At 62.1% G+C, this 16,101-nt stretch carries 12 protein-coding genes; 7 read left to right on the top strand and 5 right to left on the bottom strand.

Annotated features, from left to right (window positions below; all coding sequences use genetic code 11):
* Positions 1 to 84: 84 nt before the first annotated feature.
* From C9I57_RS12065 to C9I57_RS12055, 3 genes are all read left to right on the top strand, one after another.
* A complete protein-coding gene (locus tag C9I57_RS12065; protein WP_107150888.1) occupies positions 85 to 1,461 on the top strand; it encodes a sigma 54-interacting transcriptional regulator in 1,377 nt (458 codons plus the stop codon).
* A gap of 307 nt (positions 1,462 to 1,768) precedes the next feature.
* Positions 1,769 to 2,221: a response regulator gene (locus C9I57_RS12060; protein ID WP_107150887.1), complete on the top strand. Its 453-nt coding sequence runs from the start codon at positions 1,769 to 1,771 to the stop codon at positions 2,219 to 2,221.
* Positions 2,218 to 3,690, top strand: coding sequence for a PAS domain-containing protein (locus tag C9I57_RS12055; protein ID WP_107150886.1), 1,473 nt, complete (start codon positions 2,218 to 2,220; stop codon positions 3,688 to 3,690). Before C9I57_RS12060 ends, C9I57_RS12055 begins: the two co-directional genes overlap by 4 nt.
* Before the next feature lie 5 nt (positions 3,691 to 3,695).
* Here C9I57_RS12055 and C9I57_RS12050 read toward each other — a convergent pair whose 3' ends face one another.
* Positions 3,696 to 4,544: a helix-turn-helix domain-containing protein gene (locus tag C9I57_RS12050; RefSeq protein WP_258187607.1), complete on the bottom strand. Its 849-nt coding sequence runs from the start codon at positions 4,542 to 4,544 to the stop codon at positions 3,696 to 3,698.
* Positions 4,545 to 5,073: 529 nt separating this feature from the next.
* Here C9I57_RS12050 and C9I57_RS12045 point away from each other — a divergent pair.
* On the top strand, positions 5,074 to 6,300 hold the full coding sequence (locus tag C9I57_RS12045; RefSeq protein WP_107150884.1) for a Bcr/CflA family multidrug efflux MFS transporter: 1,227 nt from the start codon (positions 5,074 to 5,076) through the stop codon (positions 6,298 to 6,300).
* Positions 6,301 to 6,479: 179 nt separating this feature from the next.
* Here C9I57_RS12045 and C9I57_RS12040 read toward each other — a convergent pair whose 3' ends face one another.
* The 4 genes from C9I57_RS12040 to zwf form a co-directional block, all read right to left on the bottom strand.
* Positions 6,480 to 7,652 (bottom strand): porin, encoded by a 1,173-nt coding sequence (locus C9I57_RS12040; RefSeq protein WP_107150883.1) that lies wholly within the window; start codon positions 7,650 to 7,652, stop codon positions 6,480 to 6,482.
* Positions 7,653 to 8,058: 406 nt separating this feature from the next.
* Positions 8,059 to 9,981, bottom strand: coding sequence for a bifunctional transcriptional regulator/glucokinase (locus C9I57_RS12035; protein WP_107150882.1), 1,923 nt, complete (start codon positions 9,979 to 9,981; stop codon positions 8,059 to 8,061).
* Positions 9,959 to 10,660, bottom strand: a complete 702-nt coding sequence (gene pgl, locus C9I57_RS12030) for a 6-phosphogluconolactonase (protein ID WP_107150881.1) — start codon at positions 10,658 to 10,660, stop codon at positions 9,959 to 9,961. Before pgl ends, C9I57_RS12035 begins: the two co-directional genes overlap by 23 nt.
* 101 nt (positions 10,661 to 10,761) lie before the next feature.
* On the bottom strand, positions 10,762 to 12,222 hold the full coding sequence (zwf, locus tag C9I57_RS12025) for a glucose-6-phosphate dehydrogenase (protein WP_107150880.1): 1,461 nt from the start codon (positions 12,220 to 12,222) through the stop codon (positions 10,762 to 10,764).
* A 661-nt stretch (positions 12,223 to 12,883) separates the two neighbouring features.
* Here zwf and C9I57_RS12020 point away from each other — a divergent pair.
* The 3 genes from C9I57_RS12020 (at position 12,884) to C9I57_RS12010 (ending at position 16,065) form a co-directional block, all read left to right on the top strand.
* Positions 12,884 to 14,149: an ABC transporter substrate-binding protein gene (locus C9I57_RS12020; protein WP_107150879.1), complete on the top strand. Its 1,266-nt coding sequence runs from the start codon at positions 12,884 to 12,886 to the stop codon at positions 14,147 to 14,149.
* Positions 14,150 to 14,276: 127 nt separating this feature from the next.
* Positions 14,277 to 15,218, top strand: a complete 942-nt coding sequence (locus C9I57_RS12015) for a carbohydrate ABC transporter permease (RefSeq protein WP_107150878.1) — start codon at positions 14,277 to 14,279, stop codon at positions 15,216 to 15,218.
* Positions 15,208 to 16,065, top strand: coding sequence for a carbohydrate ABC transporter permease (locus C9I57_RS12010; RefSeq protein WP_026229639.1), 858 nt, complete (start codon positions 15,208 to 15,210; stop codon positions 16,063 to 16,065). Before C9I57_RS12015 ends, C9I57_RS12010 begins: the two co-directional genes overlap by 11 nt.
* Positions 16,066 to 16,101: the final 36 nt, after the last annotated feature.

The following is a 16,101-nucleotide window of genomic DNA, read 5'->3' as shown; positions in this document are numbered from 1 at the left end:
GTTCCCGGGGCTGCGCGCCGACTTCGCGAGAGGTAACGCTCGCTACGAGTCGCTCGAGCGGGCCCCTCCATTAACGAGCGAAAGATGAAAGGCGCTGACCAAATTGGCGAACTCGATATCTACGTACTGGGAGGGGACGTCGACCTCGCCGACCGTGTTGCGCGCTACCTGAATGGTGTCGACATCAACATCATTCCGACCGACGAGCTGACGATCCCGGCGGCGGCAAGTCCGTCGCGCGCGTCACTGGCGATGATAAGCACAACCGTGATCGACGGATCCGCGGCCGCGATCGGCGAATGCCAGCGCGCCATTTCGATGCCGATCATCTGGATCGGCGAAGTCCCGCGAGGGCCGGGTCAACTCTTGCCGCAAGATTTCCACGCATTGCCGCTCGATTTTTCGCGCGCGGGGCTACGCACGATGGTCGGAAATCTCGCCGTGCGGTTGCGTGCGAGCGCTGCCCGAACGCCTGACGCAAGCGCGATGGTCGCACACTCCGAATGCATGCGGGCACTACTTCGTGAAGTCGACACGGTTGCCGATTTCAATACGAGCGTCCTGATCCGGGGCGAGACAGGTGTGGGAAAAGAGCGGATCGCGCAACTGCTGCACCAGAAGCACTCGCGCCGCTGCACGGGCTCGTTCGTGCCTGTCAACTGTGGCGCGGTTCCGGATGGCCTCTTCGAATCGCTTTTTTTCGGCCATGCGAAAGGAGCATTTACGGGCGCGGTTGGTACGCATAAGGGCTACTTCGAAAGAGCCCACGGCGGCACGTTGTTTCTCGATGAGATCGGCGATCTGCCGCTTCACCAGCAGGTGAAGCTTTTGCGAGTGCTCGAGGATGGCGCGGTGATGCGGGTGGGGGCCGCGACGCCAGTGCAGGTGGACCTCCGTGTTCTCGCGGCGACCAACAAGGACCTTCCGTGCCTCGTCAGGGACGGCGCATTTCGCACCGATCTCTACTATCGACTCGCCGTCATCGAGTTGCATGTTCCATCGCTCGAAGAGCGGGGCGAGATCGACAAGATCGCGATCTTCAAGTCGGTCATCGCGGAGATGCTGGGTGAGGAACTGCGTGCGGTCCTGCCGGACGTGCCACAGTGGCTGTGTACCGCCATCTCGCAGATGCGGTTTCCCGGCAACGTGCGAGAGCTCCGTAACCTGGCCGAAAGAGTCGGGGTTACCGTGATGCAGACGAGGGTCTGGGACGCTCCGCGGCTGCGCAGTCTGCTCGCGAACGCGCAGAGAATACAGGCGACGCTCGCGGAACGATTATCCGAATCGGCCACGGGTCGGAACAGATTGGATATGGCCGATCGAAGTCGCGTGCTCGAGGCACTTGCAACGAACGGGTGGCGGCGACAGGAAACGGCCCAGTATTTGGGGATCAGTCGAAAGGTGTTGTGGGAGAAGATGCGCAAGTATCGGATCTTCGATCACGAGCGAATCAGCGCATAAGCCCGCGCGCAGGTGGATCGCATGAACTTGAGCGATACCAGTAGCTTTTTCGTACTTGTGGAGCCGATTTCGCGCCTATACTGAAATTCATTTCGCCGTTATTTTTCTTCGACTTGAGTTTCGGTTGCCGCCGCGACTAGACGAGACGCTCAGTCGGTTTGCAGTTGTGCGCCTCCTTTTTTGGAACTTCATTCTTCAAAATCGTGCGTGTTAGCGCAGGTGAGCGTGACGCCCAAGTCACGGCGTTTTTCGTGCCGAGGACTCTCGTCGGGAACGCCTTCACTTGCACGATGCGAAGGGACCGTGCATGGTGATCGACATGTCGCGCAGCTTGGTGGACATTCTTCTGGTGGAGGACAGCCCGTCCGATGCAATGATGACGCGCGAGGCGTTGCTCGAGTACAGAGTGTTGAACCCGCTCCATGTCGTTGAAGACGGAGTGGCCGCGATGCGGTACTTGAAGCAACGCGGGCCGGATGGCTCCGCACGACGACCAGGTCTCATCATTCTCGACCTCAATCTGCCGAAAATGAGTGGTCGGGAAGTGCTTCAGGAATTGAAACGTGATCCCGCGTTGAGCGATATCCCGGTCGTAGTCTTGACGACATCGAAAGCGGAAGAAGATGTTCTGAGGTCATACGGTCTCCACGCGAATTGTTATATCACCAAGCCAGTTGACTTCGAAAAATTTACGGAAGTGGTGCGTAGCATCAGCGACTTCTGGTTCAGCGTGGTTACCCTTCCTCCGGTCAAGCCATGAACTCGCCCGACGCGGAAGTCCAGGTTCTCCTCGTCGAAGACAGTCCGACAGATGCCTGGCTCATCGAGGATGCGCTCTCAGAGGTGTCGGCGTTCAAGCTTCGCTTGCTGAGGGCCGAGCGTCTGTCGGAGGCTGCGGCCCAATTGCGCGCGGTACGCGTCGATGTCGTGCTTCTCGACCTGGGCTTGCCCGACGCGCAAGGGCTGGATACGTTTCGTGCATTCCATCGGCAGGCGCCCGATCTGCCGGTGCTCGTGCTGACCGGACTCGACGACATGTCCGTCGGCTTGCTGGCGATCCACGAGGGCGCGCAGGATTATTTGCTCAAGCGGGACATCGAACCGTCGTTACTGAGGCGCGCCATTCACTACGCCATAGAGCGGCACAGTGCCGCCGCCGCACTCGCGGCGAGCGAGGAGCGATTTCAGCTCGCCGTACGAGGGGCCACCGCAGGCCTGTGGGACTGGAATCTGCAATCGGACGACATTTATTTTTCGCCTCAATTCAAGGCGATTCTCGGGTACGAAGATCATGAGCTACCCAACGAGAGGCGGGCGCATCTCGATGCGATTCATCCGGACGATACCGGCAGAGTGAGGGAGGCCTTGAATGCGCATCTCGAGCACCGGCGACCCTTCGATGTCGAATACCGTCTGTTGACCCGCTCGGGTCAATTCCGCTGGGTACAATCGCGCGGACAGGCGCATTGGGACGTTGCCGGCAAGCCTTATCGCATGGTGAGCTGGGTGATCGACATCAGCGATCGCAAACGAAACGAGGAGGCGTTGCGCACGTCGCGCGAAGAATTGAAGCGATTGTCCGGGCATACGCAGCAGGTAAGAGAAGAGGAAAAGGCTCGCATTGCCAGAGAGCTCCATGACGACCTGGGGCAACAACTGACTGCGCTGAAAATGGCGGTGACGCTGCTGCAGCAAGATCTCGACGTCGAAACGTCGTCACGATCCTCGGTGGGCTTGCGCGGCATCTATACATTGATCGATGGGTTGATCGACTCGGTGCGGCGAATCTCGGCCGACCTGCGCCCGGCGATGCTCGACGATCTCGGGCTGATTCCGACCATCGAATGGCTGATCAAGGAGTTTTCGATCCGCTCCGGCATGCGCGTAACCAGCCGTTTCGATGTTGCCGGCGTGGCATTCAGTCGCGAAAGCAGGATCGAGGTCTTCCGCATCGTCCAGGAGTCGCTGACGAACGTTGCGCGACATTCCGGCGCCACCGAAGTCATGGTCGCGATCGAGCACGACAACCGGTACTGCATCGTGCGGATCAGCGACAATGGCCGCGGTGCCGCGCGCGACGCCAGTCCGAGCCGGCATTCGCTCGGTTTGCTCGGACTACGTGAACGAGCTGCCCGGTTGCACGGCGAAATCCGGATTCGAACGGCGCCGGGCTCTGGTTTCTCGTTGACCGCCATTCTGCCGCTCGAAGCCTTGGTCAGCGCGAGCTAAGAAAATCACAGGAGGTCGGGTCTTTCGGACTTCGTCGCACGGTACTTGGCGGGAGAAATACCGAAATGCTTAAGGAATTTCTTTCTCAGATGATCTCCATTGAAAAATCCACAGTGGCGGGCGATCTTATCGACCGGCAGGTTCGTATGCAGAAGAAGTTGCCTCGCAGTTTCCAATCGAATCGACGACAAATATTGGGTCGGTGTCTGCCCCAGCTCGGCCTTGAATCGCCTGAGAAAATTGCGTTCGCTCATCGATGCGTGTTGCGCGATCGCGGATACTGAGACGCGTTCGGCATAATGCTCATTCAACCATTGAATCGAGGCCTCGATTCTCTCGCTGAGATGAGGAGCCTTATGGTGAATCGGCTGCTCGCCTTCGGTCGGGGCTCGATGCTCGGCGAGCAACTTCTTCGGGTCCGGGCCGAGCTCCATAATCTTTACCTCGGGGCCTGCCTGGGCGAGCCAGTCGTGCACCCGTGAGACCTCCGCCGTTTTCTCGAGTGCAGGCCGCTGTGCGACCACGATCATCTCGAACTCGCTCGGCGTCGCACTGTCCAGCGCCTCCGCCCAAACAGGTATCGACCAGTCGCCGTACGAGACGAATCCGGAACGGCTCGACAATATCTGAATGTTCAGTCGGCATCCACCCTCGGCGAAGTGTCCACTTTTAGTGAACAGCGCGCAAGCTTTGGTAAGCATATCGACGATATCCGTCATAGAGGAGGCATCGCAAATGAGTATAGCGATCCGATGGTTGCGGTCGGAGCATTCATCGATTTCAGCGGTCATGCCAACCTTGTTGTTATCCGGTTCACCTTTGCGGTGACCGGATCCATTGACGGCCCACAGCATTTCGTTAGTCCCTCGCCAAAACACCGCGCCAGCGTTTAGTGCGATTCTAACGGTGGGAGAGGGAAAATTCATAATTTGTAGCATCCGGTGCGCGCCTTGGCTGGATCGTAGGTTTCGTTGGCGGATTTGACGCGAAACCGCTTCCACTCGGCCATCGCAAGCTTGACGCGCAAACGTTTTCCCTCTGTTTTAAAAAACCTGTTGTTTGTAGTTCAACCTTCTGCTTTCGGCGATGCCAAGCAGTAAATCGGCTTCATCCGGCTCAGTTTTGAGATTCAAAATACATCGGACGAAAAGCGCTCGTAGTTTGGCTGTTATCGCGATCGCTGTCGCGGGCGGTCATGAGGGGGTGATCTCTACGCGCCATGGCACCGATGCGGCTCCGTCCTTGCCGGTGACCGAACCGGTTCGTCCGGCTCGCGTAGAATCAGCCTTTCGATTTGCTTCCGGGTTGGTTGCGATAGGGTTTGCGACTCGGAGCCGAAGAACCTTCATTGACAGGCCTCCGCTTTTTTTTCGAGCACCTTGAATGATCCCGACAGATAGGCGCACGCCGGATATCCGGCTGATCATCCTGCTTGGCGCGCTCGCCGCTTGCGGTCCGATCGCCGTCGACATGTATCTGCCCAGCCTGCCATCGATCGCGCGCGTGTTCGGCGTTCCCGACGCGGCCGCCCAGGCCACCCTCACGAGCTTCATGGCCGGTTTCTCGCTCGGCATGCTGCTCTATGGGCCGCTCTCGGATCGCTTCGGCCGGCGGCCGGTGCTGCTCGTCGGCCTTGCACTCTTTCTGGTCGCGAGCATCGTCTGCGCGAGCGCGGGCTCGATCGAACTGCTCGTCGGCGTGCGCTTCGTGCAGGCGCTCGGGGCCGGCGCCGCTTCGGTGATGGCACGCGCGATCGCGCGCGATGTGCACGAACCGCGCGACGCCGCCCGCGTCCTGTCGATGATCGCCATCGTGACGAGTCTCGGTCCGCTGTTCGCGCCGCTGATCGGCGGGCAGTTGCTGCTGCTCGGCGGCTGGCGCGCCGTCTTCGTCGTGCTGGCGGTCTTCGGCACGCTCTGCGCGGCGCTCGCATTCACGCGCGTGCGAGAGTCATGGCCGGCGGAAAAACGCGCCGGCGTCGATGTCTGGGCGTCGTTCGCGATCTACGGGCGGCTCGTCACCGATCCCGTCGCGCTGGGCTACATGCTTTGCGGCGGCATGGCGTTCGGGTCGATGTTCGCCTACATCACGGCGACACCGTTCGTCTATATCGACTACTTCCACGTCCGGCCACAGCACTATGGGTTTCTGTTCGGACTCAACATCGTCGGCATCATGATCGGCAATTTCCTCAATACGCGATTGATCGGGCGCTTCGGATCGCTGCGGCTCGTGGCCGGCGCATCGCTCGTCAGCTGCATCGCTTCTTTCGCCGTGGCGGTCGCATGCCTGACGGGGTGGGGGGGATTGTGGTCGATCGTCGCGTCGCTGTTCTTCGTCGTCGGCGTCGTGGGCGTGCTGACGGCCAATTGCACCACCGATCTCATGCATCGCTATCCGAAGAACGCGGGAGCCGCCGCGGCTGTGTTCGGCGCCGCGCAGCTGGCGCTGGGTGCGCTCGCGAGCCTCGTCGTCGGTGTCCTGCAGAACGGCACGCCGAAGGGGCTGGGCATCACGATTCTGGCGACGGGCGTGCTTTGCTACGTCGGGCGGACGATCGTCATGCGCTGGCACGCGTTGCCGGCGCATGGGACGGCGGTGCCACGCTAGCTCCCGTTGCTCGTTGACTTTTGCGCGCTGTGCCTCGCGCCTCTCACTCGATCGATAGCCGATAAAAAAAGCGCCGCGTGAAGCGGCGCTTTCGGAGGGTACTGCGCATCTCGTCGAGTCCCGGCAGGGCCGAAGCCCTGCCTGCCAGCGAGTTGTTTTTGCTCTTGTTCCGATGCAGCTTAGAACTTGTGGCGGATACCGACGCGAGCCATGACTTGGTTCGACGTCGTGCTCGCAGAACCAAAAATCGGCGCGTAGATGTCGGCATTGACGTTGCCGCTCATGGCGTGCTGCCAGACGCCCATCACATAGACGTCGGTACGCTTCGACAAGTGGTAGTCGGCGACTGCGTTGAGTTGACCGTACTTCGGCTTCTGGCCGGTCGCATCAACCTTGCCGTTCGTGAACGTATAGCCGGCTCCGACCAGCGCCGCAGGAGTCAGGTTATATTGCCCCCACAGCTCGTAGCTGTTGAACCAGACGGTGTTGCCAGGGGTGCTATTCGCGTTTTCGAACCGCACATTAGAAAAGTTCCCGCCGATCATTGCCGGTCCGAGCGTATAGGTCGCGCCCGCGCTGACGACTTGCATGCTGGACGGAATGCCGACCAGTCCCCAAATGCCGTCAGTCTTCGCAGCGGCCCCAGGTGCGGTGCTGAAGCCCGCAAAGTTGCCGTCGTTGAACTGGCCGCTGAGCGACGCGCCAGCAGGGGTGGTCGAGCCATCCGGGTTCTTCGCGTAGAAGTAGCCCGCACCAATGTACAGCGGGCCGCCGGTGTAGCTGAGGCCGCCGCCGATCGTGCTGTTGTTGCTGAACTGACCCGCCTGACCCCCGAATGCATACATGCCCTCGGCCTGCAGCCCGTAGAAACTCGGCGAGACGTACTTGACGGCGTTGTTGATCCGGAAGCCGTTATCGGTGTTGTCGATATCGGCGGGGTGCGAGAAGTAGGCGCCCCACTGGCCGTTGAACGTCGTCGCTTGCGCCATATCGACCACAGGGTCGTATTGGCGGCCGAGCGTCAGGGTACCGAACGAGCTGTTCGTCAGACCGACGTAAGCCTGGCGACCGAACTCGCGGCCACCTTGGGCCAGCTTGCCGTTCGCGGCATTGAAGCCGTTCTCCAACTGGAAGATGGCCTTCGTGCCGCCGCCCAGATCTTCAGAGCCTTTCAAGCCCCAGCGGCTGCCCTGGACGATACCGCTGCGTTCGGCCCATTGTGCGTGACCGCCGACGTTATTCACGTAATCGATGCCGAGATCGATGATGCCGTACAGCGTCACGCTGTTCTGAGCAAACGCCGGCACAGAAACAGCGCTCGTCACTGCGAGAGCGATTAGGGTTTTCTTCATTAAGAGATCTCCGAGACGATTGAACTGCAAAGTGAGCACCCGGGGTGTTGAGTGCAGCGGACACGCGCGTCTCATGAACGAGTGGTCCCCGCCGCGGGTCCAGGCAGTCTCGTGGATACTAGGCAGTCGTAATCCGCCGCCTCATTGGTGTAAATACTAGTTGCTACGAATTATTGCGATAGCAGCAAAAGAGTATTTCAGTGCGCGCCTTCATGAAAGCCGCGTGACGCTTGGCTTTCAATGAAAGGAAACGCTTAAAACCGTCAAAATACCGTTGCGAGAACGCGACAAGAATCGGGACCGGATACGTTGTCCAGGGCGGCGCTTGTGTCTTTTGCACTACGTTGGGGCAGGCATTTTGCTGCATTGCGCAACGACGAAGTCGCCCGCCCCGCAGCAGCTTAGTTCAGTCGGTCGCCGACGACGCCGCGCCGTGGCTGAGCCAATCGAGCACGGCGACGGACTCGTCGGTGCCTGCCTCGCGCGCCTTGGCGACGGCCTCCGCGACGTCCGAGTGCGGTACGGCGCGCCGGATCGCGACGCCCACCGCCAGGATGTCGATCATGAGCAGATGCAGGATGCGCGAGATCATCGAGAGCTGCGATTCGCGAATCTCGATGTGGTCGGTCTCGAGTGCCACCGTCGCGCGTTTCGCGAGCGGGGTGTTGCTCGACGTAATGGCGATCACCTGCGCGCCGGCCTGCATGGCGACATCGAGCACGCGCAAAAGCTCGGGCGCGCGCCCCGACTTCGAGACGGCGACGATGACGTCCCCTTTGCCGAGCAGCGCCGCCGAGGCGGCCTGCATGTAAAGGTCGCCATAGGCGATCGTCGGAATGCCGAAGCGGAAGAACTTGTAGTGGGCGTCCTGCGCGACGATGTTCGAGTTGCCGAGCCCGTAGAACTCGATGCGGCGCGCGCCGTTCAGCAGGTCGATCGCGCGCTCGACGTGTTCGAAGTTCAGATGCTCGCGCAGCTGCAAAATCGCCGACACGGTGTTGTCGAGCACCTTCGCGCCAAAATCGGTTGCCGTGTCGCCGAGGTGAACCTGGCTGTGGCTGACCGGAATCGTGCCCGTCAGGCCGGTGGCGAGCTTCAGCTTGAAGTCCGATAGCCCCTGGCAGCCGAGCGAGCGGCAAAAGCGAATGACCGTGGGCTGGCTCACGTCAGCCTTGCGAGCGATATCGACGATCGGATCGCTGATGATCGAGCGCGGGTGGTTGAGCGCGAGATCGGCCACGCGCCGCTCGGCCGGCGTCAGTGCGTCGCGCATTTGTCGGATGCGCTCGAAGACGGCCGACGAGCCGCCGCCGGTGCGATTCGCCAGTTGCTCGGCCAGGATCGCCGATACGCCGAGGAATGCGGGATACTCGGCCGTGATGACGTAAGTCGGCACGTTGGCGAGATAGGCCTCGAAGCGGCCCTTTGCCTCGAACCTGCGGCGGAACGACGAGCGCGCGAAGAAATCGCCGAGCTTGAGCACGACGCCGCCGCCGATGTAGATGCCCCCGAGCGCGCCGAGCGTGACGGCGATATTGCCGGCGAACGTGCCGAGAATGCCGCAGAAGCAATCGATGGCCTCGGCCGCGAGCCGTTCGCCCGCGAGCGCGCGATTGACGACGTCGGCCGGGTCCGCCGAGCCGGTGATGCGCTTCTTGTCGCGCGCCGCCAGCGCGCGATAGATGAGCTCGATGCCGGGACCGGCCGCGACACGCTCGAACGAGACGTGCGACCACTTCTTGCGCGCGAACTGGAGCACGAGATCCTCGCGCTCGTCGGACGGGGCGAAGCTCGCGTGGCCGCCCTCGCTGCCGAGCGCGATCCAGCGATCGTCCGCCGGGATGAGCCCGGAGACGCCGAGGCCCGTGCCAGGCCCGAGCAGACCGATTACGCTGTTTTGCCTGCGCGCCCCGCCGCCGATCTGCACGCGCTGCTGATCGGTCAGGCCGGGCAGGGCCATCGCGAGCGCCGTGAAGTCGTTGACGACGAGCAGCGTGTCGAAGCCGAGCGTGCGCCGCGTGGCCTCGATCGAGAAGGTCCAGTTGTGATTGGTCATGCTGACCTGATCGCCGTCCACCGGGTTCGCGATCGCGATTGCCGCATGATTGACGTGGCCGACCTTCGTATCCTTCAGGTACTTCTTCAGCACGTCCTCGACGCCGGGGTACTCGGCGCACGGATAGACGCGAATCTGCGAGATCTCGCCGGGGCCGGTTTCGAGCGCGAAGCGTGCGTTGGTGCCGCCGATGTCGGCGAGCAGCCGCGGACCGTCGGCGTGCTGACGGTTGCCGGGAATGGTGATCGCTTTAGTTTGCACACCAGTAGACATCGAGTCTCACTCCCTTGTCGTTCGCCAGCTTGGAGATGGCGTTTTCTTGTGGTGCGGAGGCGGCGGCCTTCAGCACGTCGAGCTTGCTCGGGCCGGCAATCAACAGGAAGAGCCTCGGAATGCGCGTGAGCGCGGCAAGCGAAAGGCTCACGCGTGCATGTGGCGCATTCCCCGGGTGGACCGCGACGAAGCGCGCAGCGGCCGGATCGATGATATGGAGCCACTCGGGCGCATCGGCGAAGAGCGACGCCGTGTGACCGTCCTCTCCCATGCCGAGCACGGCGACGTCCGGCAGCGCGCGCGCCGGATCGTCGTTGAGCGCTGCAACGTTTGCCTCGAGCGTCGAGGCAACGTCGACGAGCGGAAAAAAGCGCGCGCCGCGCCCCGCCTTCGTGCCGTCGGCGAGCAGCGTCTCGCGCAAGAGCCGCGCGTTGCTCGCCTGATCCGTTTCGGGAACCCACCGATCGTCGACGAGCGTCACGTCGACGCGCGGCCAGTCGCGCGGCTCGTGTGCCAGCGCTTGCAGAAACGCGCGCGGGCTCGTTCCGCCGGATACCGCGAGCGTCGTGCGCGAGGCGGCGCCGGATGCGGCGAGCGATGCGTTGAGCGCATCGCCGACCGCTTTCGCCAGCGCGTCGGCTTGAGCGCGCGGGTCGTCAAAAGCGTGAAGCTCGATCACTTCTCCTCCAGACTGCTTCTCTCGAGTACTACCCCAATGGACTCGTTCGTTTCCGCGCGGGAAGGCCCGACAAAGGCGCGCCTCGCCGCGTCCGAACGTCGTCAGTTCTCTTCTTCAAGCCAGCAGGTGCCGTGCTGCGCGAGCATGGCACTCGCGGCCGCCGGTCCCCAGGTGCCGGCCGCGTAAGGCTTCGGCGGCTTCGTCGAGGTCGCCCATTCGTTGAGTATCGGCTCGACCCACCGCCAGGCGGCTTCCTGCTCGTCGCGCCGCACGAAGAGAGCAAGGCGGCCGTTGATCACGTCGAGCAGCAGCCGTTGATACGCCTCCATCTGGCCTTCCTTGAAGAACTGATCGAAGGCAAGATCGAGGTGGACGCTCGCGAGATTCATTCCCTCGCCAGGCTGCTTCGCAAGACAGTAAAGGCGGATCCATTCGTTTGGCTGCAGGCGGATGACGAGCCGGTTCGAGCCCGGGCGCAGCGCCGGCGCGCCGAGCGCCGAATGGGGGACGGGACGGAAGTTTACGACGATCTCGGCAATCCGGTCGGCAAGCCGCTTGCCCGTGCGCAGGAAGAACGGCACGCCGGACCAGCGCCAGTTCTCGATCTCGGCCTTCAGCGCGACGAACGTTTCGGTCGTGCTCTGCGGCTTTACGCCGGGCTCGGTCGCATAGGCCGGCACCGACGAGCCGCGGATCACGCCCCCGTGATACTGTCCGCGCACGGCCACTTTCGAAATATCGCGCGAGTCGATCGGCTTCAACGCGCGCAGCACGCGCAGCTTCTCGTCGCGCACGGAATCCGAATCCATCGAATGCGGCGGCTCCATGGCGACGATCGAGAGCAACTGCAGAAGGTGGTTCTGCACCATGTCGCGCAACGCGCCCGTGTTGTCGTAGAAGTCGCCTCGCCCCTCGACGCCGAGCTCCTCGGCGATCGTGATCTGGATGCTTTCGACCCATTCGCGGCGCCAGAGCGGCTCGAAGAGCGCGTTGCCGAAACGCAGCGCGAGCAGGTTCTGCACGGGCTCCTTGCCGAGGTAGTGGTCGATCCGGTAGATCTGCTCTTCGGCGAAGATCTCGCCGACGGCGTCGTTGATCGCGTTCGACGAGCGCAGATCGTAGCCGAGCGGTTTTTCGAGCACGATGCGCGAGTTGAGGTTCAGACCGACGGCGGCGAGCGCGCGGCAAATCGGGACGAACAGCGACGGCCCCGTCGCCAGGTAGAACACGCGTATGCCCGCGTGCCCCTCGAGTGCATCGCGCAGCTTGACGAAATCCTCCGCCTTGCCGAGATCGAGCTTCACGTAGTCGATACGCTCGATGAAGCGCTTCCAGCCGGCCTCGTCGAAACCGTTCTTCGAGACGTGCGCCTTGACGTTGGTGTTCATCCAGTCGAGGTAGCCGTTCAGATCGGCGGCGTGGCGTGCCACGGCGACGATTTTGCCTTGCTCCGACAGCATCCCGCCGCGATGGGCCTCGTAGAGCGCCGGCAGAATCTTTCTCATCGACAGATCGCCGGTCCCGCCGAAGAGAACGAAGGTAAAGCCTGAGTCGATTTGCATGGGTCTTGAGTCGAAAGTCGAGAGGAGGCCGGGTTGTGGGGCCGCGGCGGGCTCATCGGGTTGCTGGATCGAACCTGGTCGTGCTCGGTCGTGTCTGCGCTGGTCGCTTGTCTCCGGTTCCATGTGCTCGCGCCGGGCGCGCCCGGCCTTGCCCGGCGATCGCTCGACTTGTAGCGCGATAAAAATATTTTTGACACTGAATTGTAGTTTAACTACAATCCAAATCAAGAGGTAACGACGATTCGATGCAAAAAGCATGCGGTGCACCGCCGCGGTGCGGCGTCCCGCCTGCTTTCGGTTGAATTCGTATACGGTTGTGCCGGCGCGTCGGCTCGACCGTGCCGGCATCGAACATTGCATGTTAGCAGCGCGGCAGTCCGCTTGCGGACCTGCGGCCTTGGCTTATGCCTCCCCGAGCTTTCCGTGCGACGCGGATCGGGTCGAATCAAAACAGGAGACAGCCGTTGAGTTCTGAACCACTCACTTCCTGAAGAAGCGCTTTCGCGGCCGGGTGTGCCTTGGTCGAGCGCGGCGTACGACGCGCGCTCGGTGCATCGAGGCAGGCCCGGCCTTCCAGTGTTGTTCTGCTTGGCAACCATCGTTCCCCAACAACAACAGCGGGGAGCATCGTTTCTCGGTTCAAATCCGGAGGAGATAAAGAATGAAAGTTCGCGCGATCATGGCGGCGCTCGCGGCCACGGGGCTCATGGTGGGTGCATCGGCTGCGCAGGCGGCCGGCGAATCCCTGGAAGTGCTGCACTGGTGGACGTCGGGCGGCGAGTCCAAAGCCATCGGCGTGCTGAAGGACGACATGACGAAGCAGGGCTACACCTGGAAGGACTTCGCGGTCGCGGGCGGCGCCGGCGCGGCGGCCATGACGGCCCTGCGCTCGCAGGTGATCGCCGGCAACCCGCCGTCGGCCGCCCAGATCAAGGGCCCGCTGATCAAGGAATGGGCTGATCAGGACGTGCTCGTCGATATCAATTCCGCCGCGAAGAGCGAGAACTGGCAGAAGAACCTGCCGCCCGAGATCGACACGATCATGCGCGCGGGCAAGAAGGACGGCGACTACTACGCCGCCCCGTTCTCCGTGCACCGCGTGAACTGGCTCTACATCAACAAGGCGGCGCTCGACAAGGCGGGCGGCAAGGTGCCGACGAACTGGGACGAATTCTTTACCGTCGCCGACAAGATGAAGGCCGCAGGGATCATGCCGATCGCCATGGGCGGACAGCCGTGGCAGGATCTCACGCTGTGGGAAGACGTGGTGCTCTCGCAAGGCGCCCCTTTCTACAAGAAGGCGATCGTCGATCTCGACCAAGCCACGCTGACGGGCCCGCAAATGCACAAGGTCTTCGATACGGTCCGCAAGATTCAGGGCTACTTCGACGCCGGCCGCAACGGGCGTGACTGGAACCTCGCAACGGCCATGGTCATCAACAATAAGGCCGGCATGCAGTTCATGGGCGATTGGGCGAAGGGCGAGTTCGCGAACGCGAACAAGAAGCCGGGCGTCGATTACGTTTGCGCGCCCGTGCCGGGCACCGACAAGGCCTACACGTTCAACGTCGATTCGTTCGTCTTCTTCAAGGAAAAGGGTCAGGACAAGGCGACGCCGGGTCAACTCGCGCTGGCCAAGACGATCATGAGCCCCGCGTTCCAGGAGCAGTTCAGCCTCTACAAGGGCTCGATCCCGGTGCGCCTCGGCGTGTCGATGGCGAAGTTCGACGATTGCGCGAAGAAGTCGTACGCGGATGAGCAGACTGCCCTCAAGGCGGGCGGTTACGTTCCGTCGCTCGCGCACGGCATGGCGCAGTCCGACGCTGTCGCGGGCGCGATCACGGACGTCGTGACGAAGTTCATGAACTCGAACGAGTCGACGGACGACGCCATCAAGGCGCTCGCCAACGCCGCCAAGACGAAGTAATCGAAATCGGGGAATCCGGCGACGCATTGCTGCACCGCGTTGCCGCCCGCATTACCGATGACGCCCGCCCCCCGAGCGAGATCCGCTTCGAAGGAGCGGGCGGCAGGCAAGAATTAGGAGTCGAGTTGTGCATGCCTCTCTAAGCGGCAAGGGCAACGCCGTCGCGCCCGCACCCCATCGCACGTCGTCGTTCGCGGCGCTCGCCGATCGCTGGGTTCCCAAGCTCGTGCTGTCTCCGAGCCTCTTGATCAGCCTTGTTTTCGTCTACGGTTTCATCGCCGTGACGGGCTACATGTCTTTCTCGAAGTCGCGACTGATGCCGAACTTCAAGTTCGCCGGCATCGATCGCTATGTCGAGCTGTTCCATAACGATGTCTGGTGGACCTCGGCGAAGAACCTCGGCTGGTTCGCGATCCCGTTCATCGCCATCTGCGTCGCGCTGGGTCTGTTGCTCGCGATCCTGCTCGATCAAAAAATTCGCAACGAAGGCGCGCTGCGCGCCATCTTCCTTTACCCGATGGCGCTGTCGTACATCGTGACGGGCACGGCCTGGCAATGGATTCTGAATCCCGGGCTCGGGATCGAGAAAATCATGCAGGACTGGGGCTGGACGAGCTTTTCGTTCAACTGGCTCGGCGACCCCGACAAAGCCATCTTCTGCATCGTGATCGCCGCCGTCTGGCAATCGACGGGCTTTTGCATGGCGCTGTTCCTCGCCGGTCTGCGGGGCGTCGACGCCGAGATCTTCAAGGCGGCGCAAGTCGACGGTGCGACGTTGCCGACCATCTATCGCAAGATCGTGATCCCGAGCATGCGCCCGGTGTTCTTCTCGGTGCTGCTGATTCTCTGCCATATCGCGATCAAGACGTTCGACCTCGTCGTCGCGTTGACGGCAGGCGGCCCCGGCAATTCGTCCTCGCTGCCCGCCATCTTCATGTATGTGTTTTCGTTCAACCGCGGGCAGCTTGGCGTCGGCGCGGCTTCGTCGATGATGATGCTCGCCACCGTAGTCGCGGTCTTGGTACCGCTCATGTATATGGAATCGAGGAGCACCCGCAATGCAGCCTAAGATGACCGTGAGCCGTGCCGTCATCTATGCGGCGCTCGTGCTCTTCGCGCTTTACTTCCTGTTCCCGATCTACGTGATGCTCTCGACGTCGTTCAAGGACATCGACGAACTCCGCACGGGCAATCTGCTGACGGCGCCCACGCACTGGACTTTCGCGCCCTGGATCAAGGCCTGGAGTCAGGCCTGCACGGGTGTGCGCTGCGAAGGCATGCAGCCGTTCTTCCTGAACTCGGTTCGCATGGTGATTCCGGCCGTCCTGATCTCGTCCATCATCGGCGCGTTCAATGGCTATGTCCTCACGCACTGGCGCTTTCGCGGCGCCGATGCGCTCTTCACGATGCTGCTCGTCGGCTGCTTCATTCCGTTCCAGACGGTGCTGCTGCCGATGGCGCGACTGCTCGGCAGCGTCGGCCTCTCGAACACGATTACCGGCCTCGTCTTCGTGCACGTCGTCTATGGCATTGCCTTCACGACGATGTTCTTCCGCAACTTCTACGTCGGCGTGCCGGCCGAGCTCGTCAAGGCCGCGCGCATCGACGGCGCGGGATTCTTCACGATCTTCTTGCGCATCCTGCTGCCTGTGTCGTTGCCGATCTTCATGGTTTGCGTCATCTGGCAGTTCACGCAGATCTGGAACGACTTCCTGTTCGGGATCGTCTTCGCCGGCGTCGATTCGATGCCGATCACGGTGGCGCTGAACAACCTCGTCAATACGTCGACGGGCGTCAAGGAATACAACGTCGACATGGCCGGCGCGATCATCGCGGCATTGCCGACATTATTGGTCTACGTGATCGCGGGGCGCTACTTCGTGCGCGGGCTGACGGCCGGCGCGGTGAAGGGGTAGGGCTCATACGTGTTCCGCCGGACACCGGCTAACGGA

The sequence above is a fragment of the Trinickia symbiotica genome, assembly GCF_003028655.1.
Taxonomy (GTDB): Bacteria; Pseudomonadota; Gammaproteobacteria; order Burkholderiales; family Burkholderiaceae; genus Trinickia; species Trinickia symbiotica_A.
The sequence above is the reverse complement of the archived record's forward strand: the minus strand, read 5'-3'. Positions and strand labels throughout refer to the sequence as shown.

Coding starts and splice junctions, on each gene's coding strand:
- C9I57_RS12040 (WP_107150883.1), bottom strand. CDS start 7,652: ATGAAGAAAACCCTAATCGCTCTCGCAGTGACGAGCGCTGTTTCTGTG.
- C9I57_RS12055 (WP_107150886.1), top strand. CDS start 2,218: ATGAACTCGCCCGACGCGGAAGTCCAGGTTCTCCTCGTCGAAGACAGT.
- C9I57_RS12050 (WP_258187607.1), bottom strand. CDS start 4,544: ATGCTGTGGGCCGTCAATGGATCCGGTCACCGCAAAGGTGAACCGGAT.
- C9I57_RS12060 (WP_107150887.1), top strand. CDS start 1,769: ATGGTGATCGACATGTCGCGCAGCTTGGTGGACATTCTTCTGGTGGAG.
- C9I57_RS12035 (WP_107150882.1), bottom strand. CDS start 9,981: ATGTCTACTGGTGTGCAAACTAAAGCGATCACCATTCCCGGCAACCGT.
- C9I57_RS12045 (WP_107150884.1), top strand. CDS start 5,074: ATGATCCCGACAGATAGGCGCACGCCGGATATCCGGCTGATCATCCTG.
- C9I57_RS12010 (WP_026229639.1), top strand. CDS start 15,208: ATGCAGCCTAAGATGACCGTGAGCCGTGCCGTCATCTATGCGGCGCTC.
- zwf (WP_107150880.1), bottom strand. CDS start 12,222: ATGCAAATCGACTCAGGCTTTACCTTCGTTCTCTTCGGCGGGACCGGC.
- C9I57_RS12065 (WP_107150888.1), top strand. CDS start 85: ATGAAAGGCGCTGACCAAATTGGCGAACTCGATATCTACGTACTGGGA.
- C9I57_RS12020 (WP_107150879.1), top strand. CDS start 12,884: ATGAAAGTTCGCGCGATCATGGCGGCGCTCGCGGCCACGGGGCTCATG.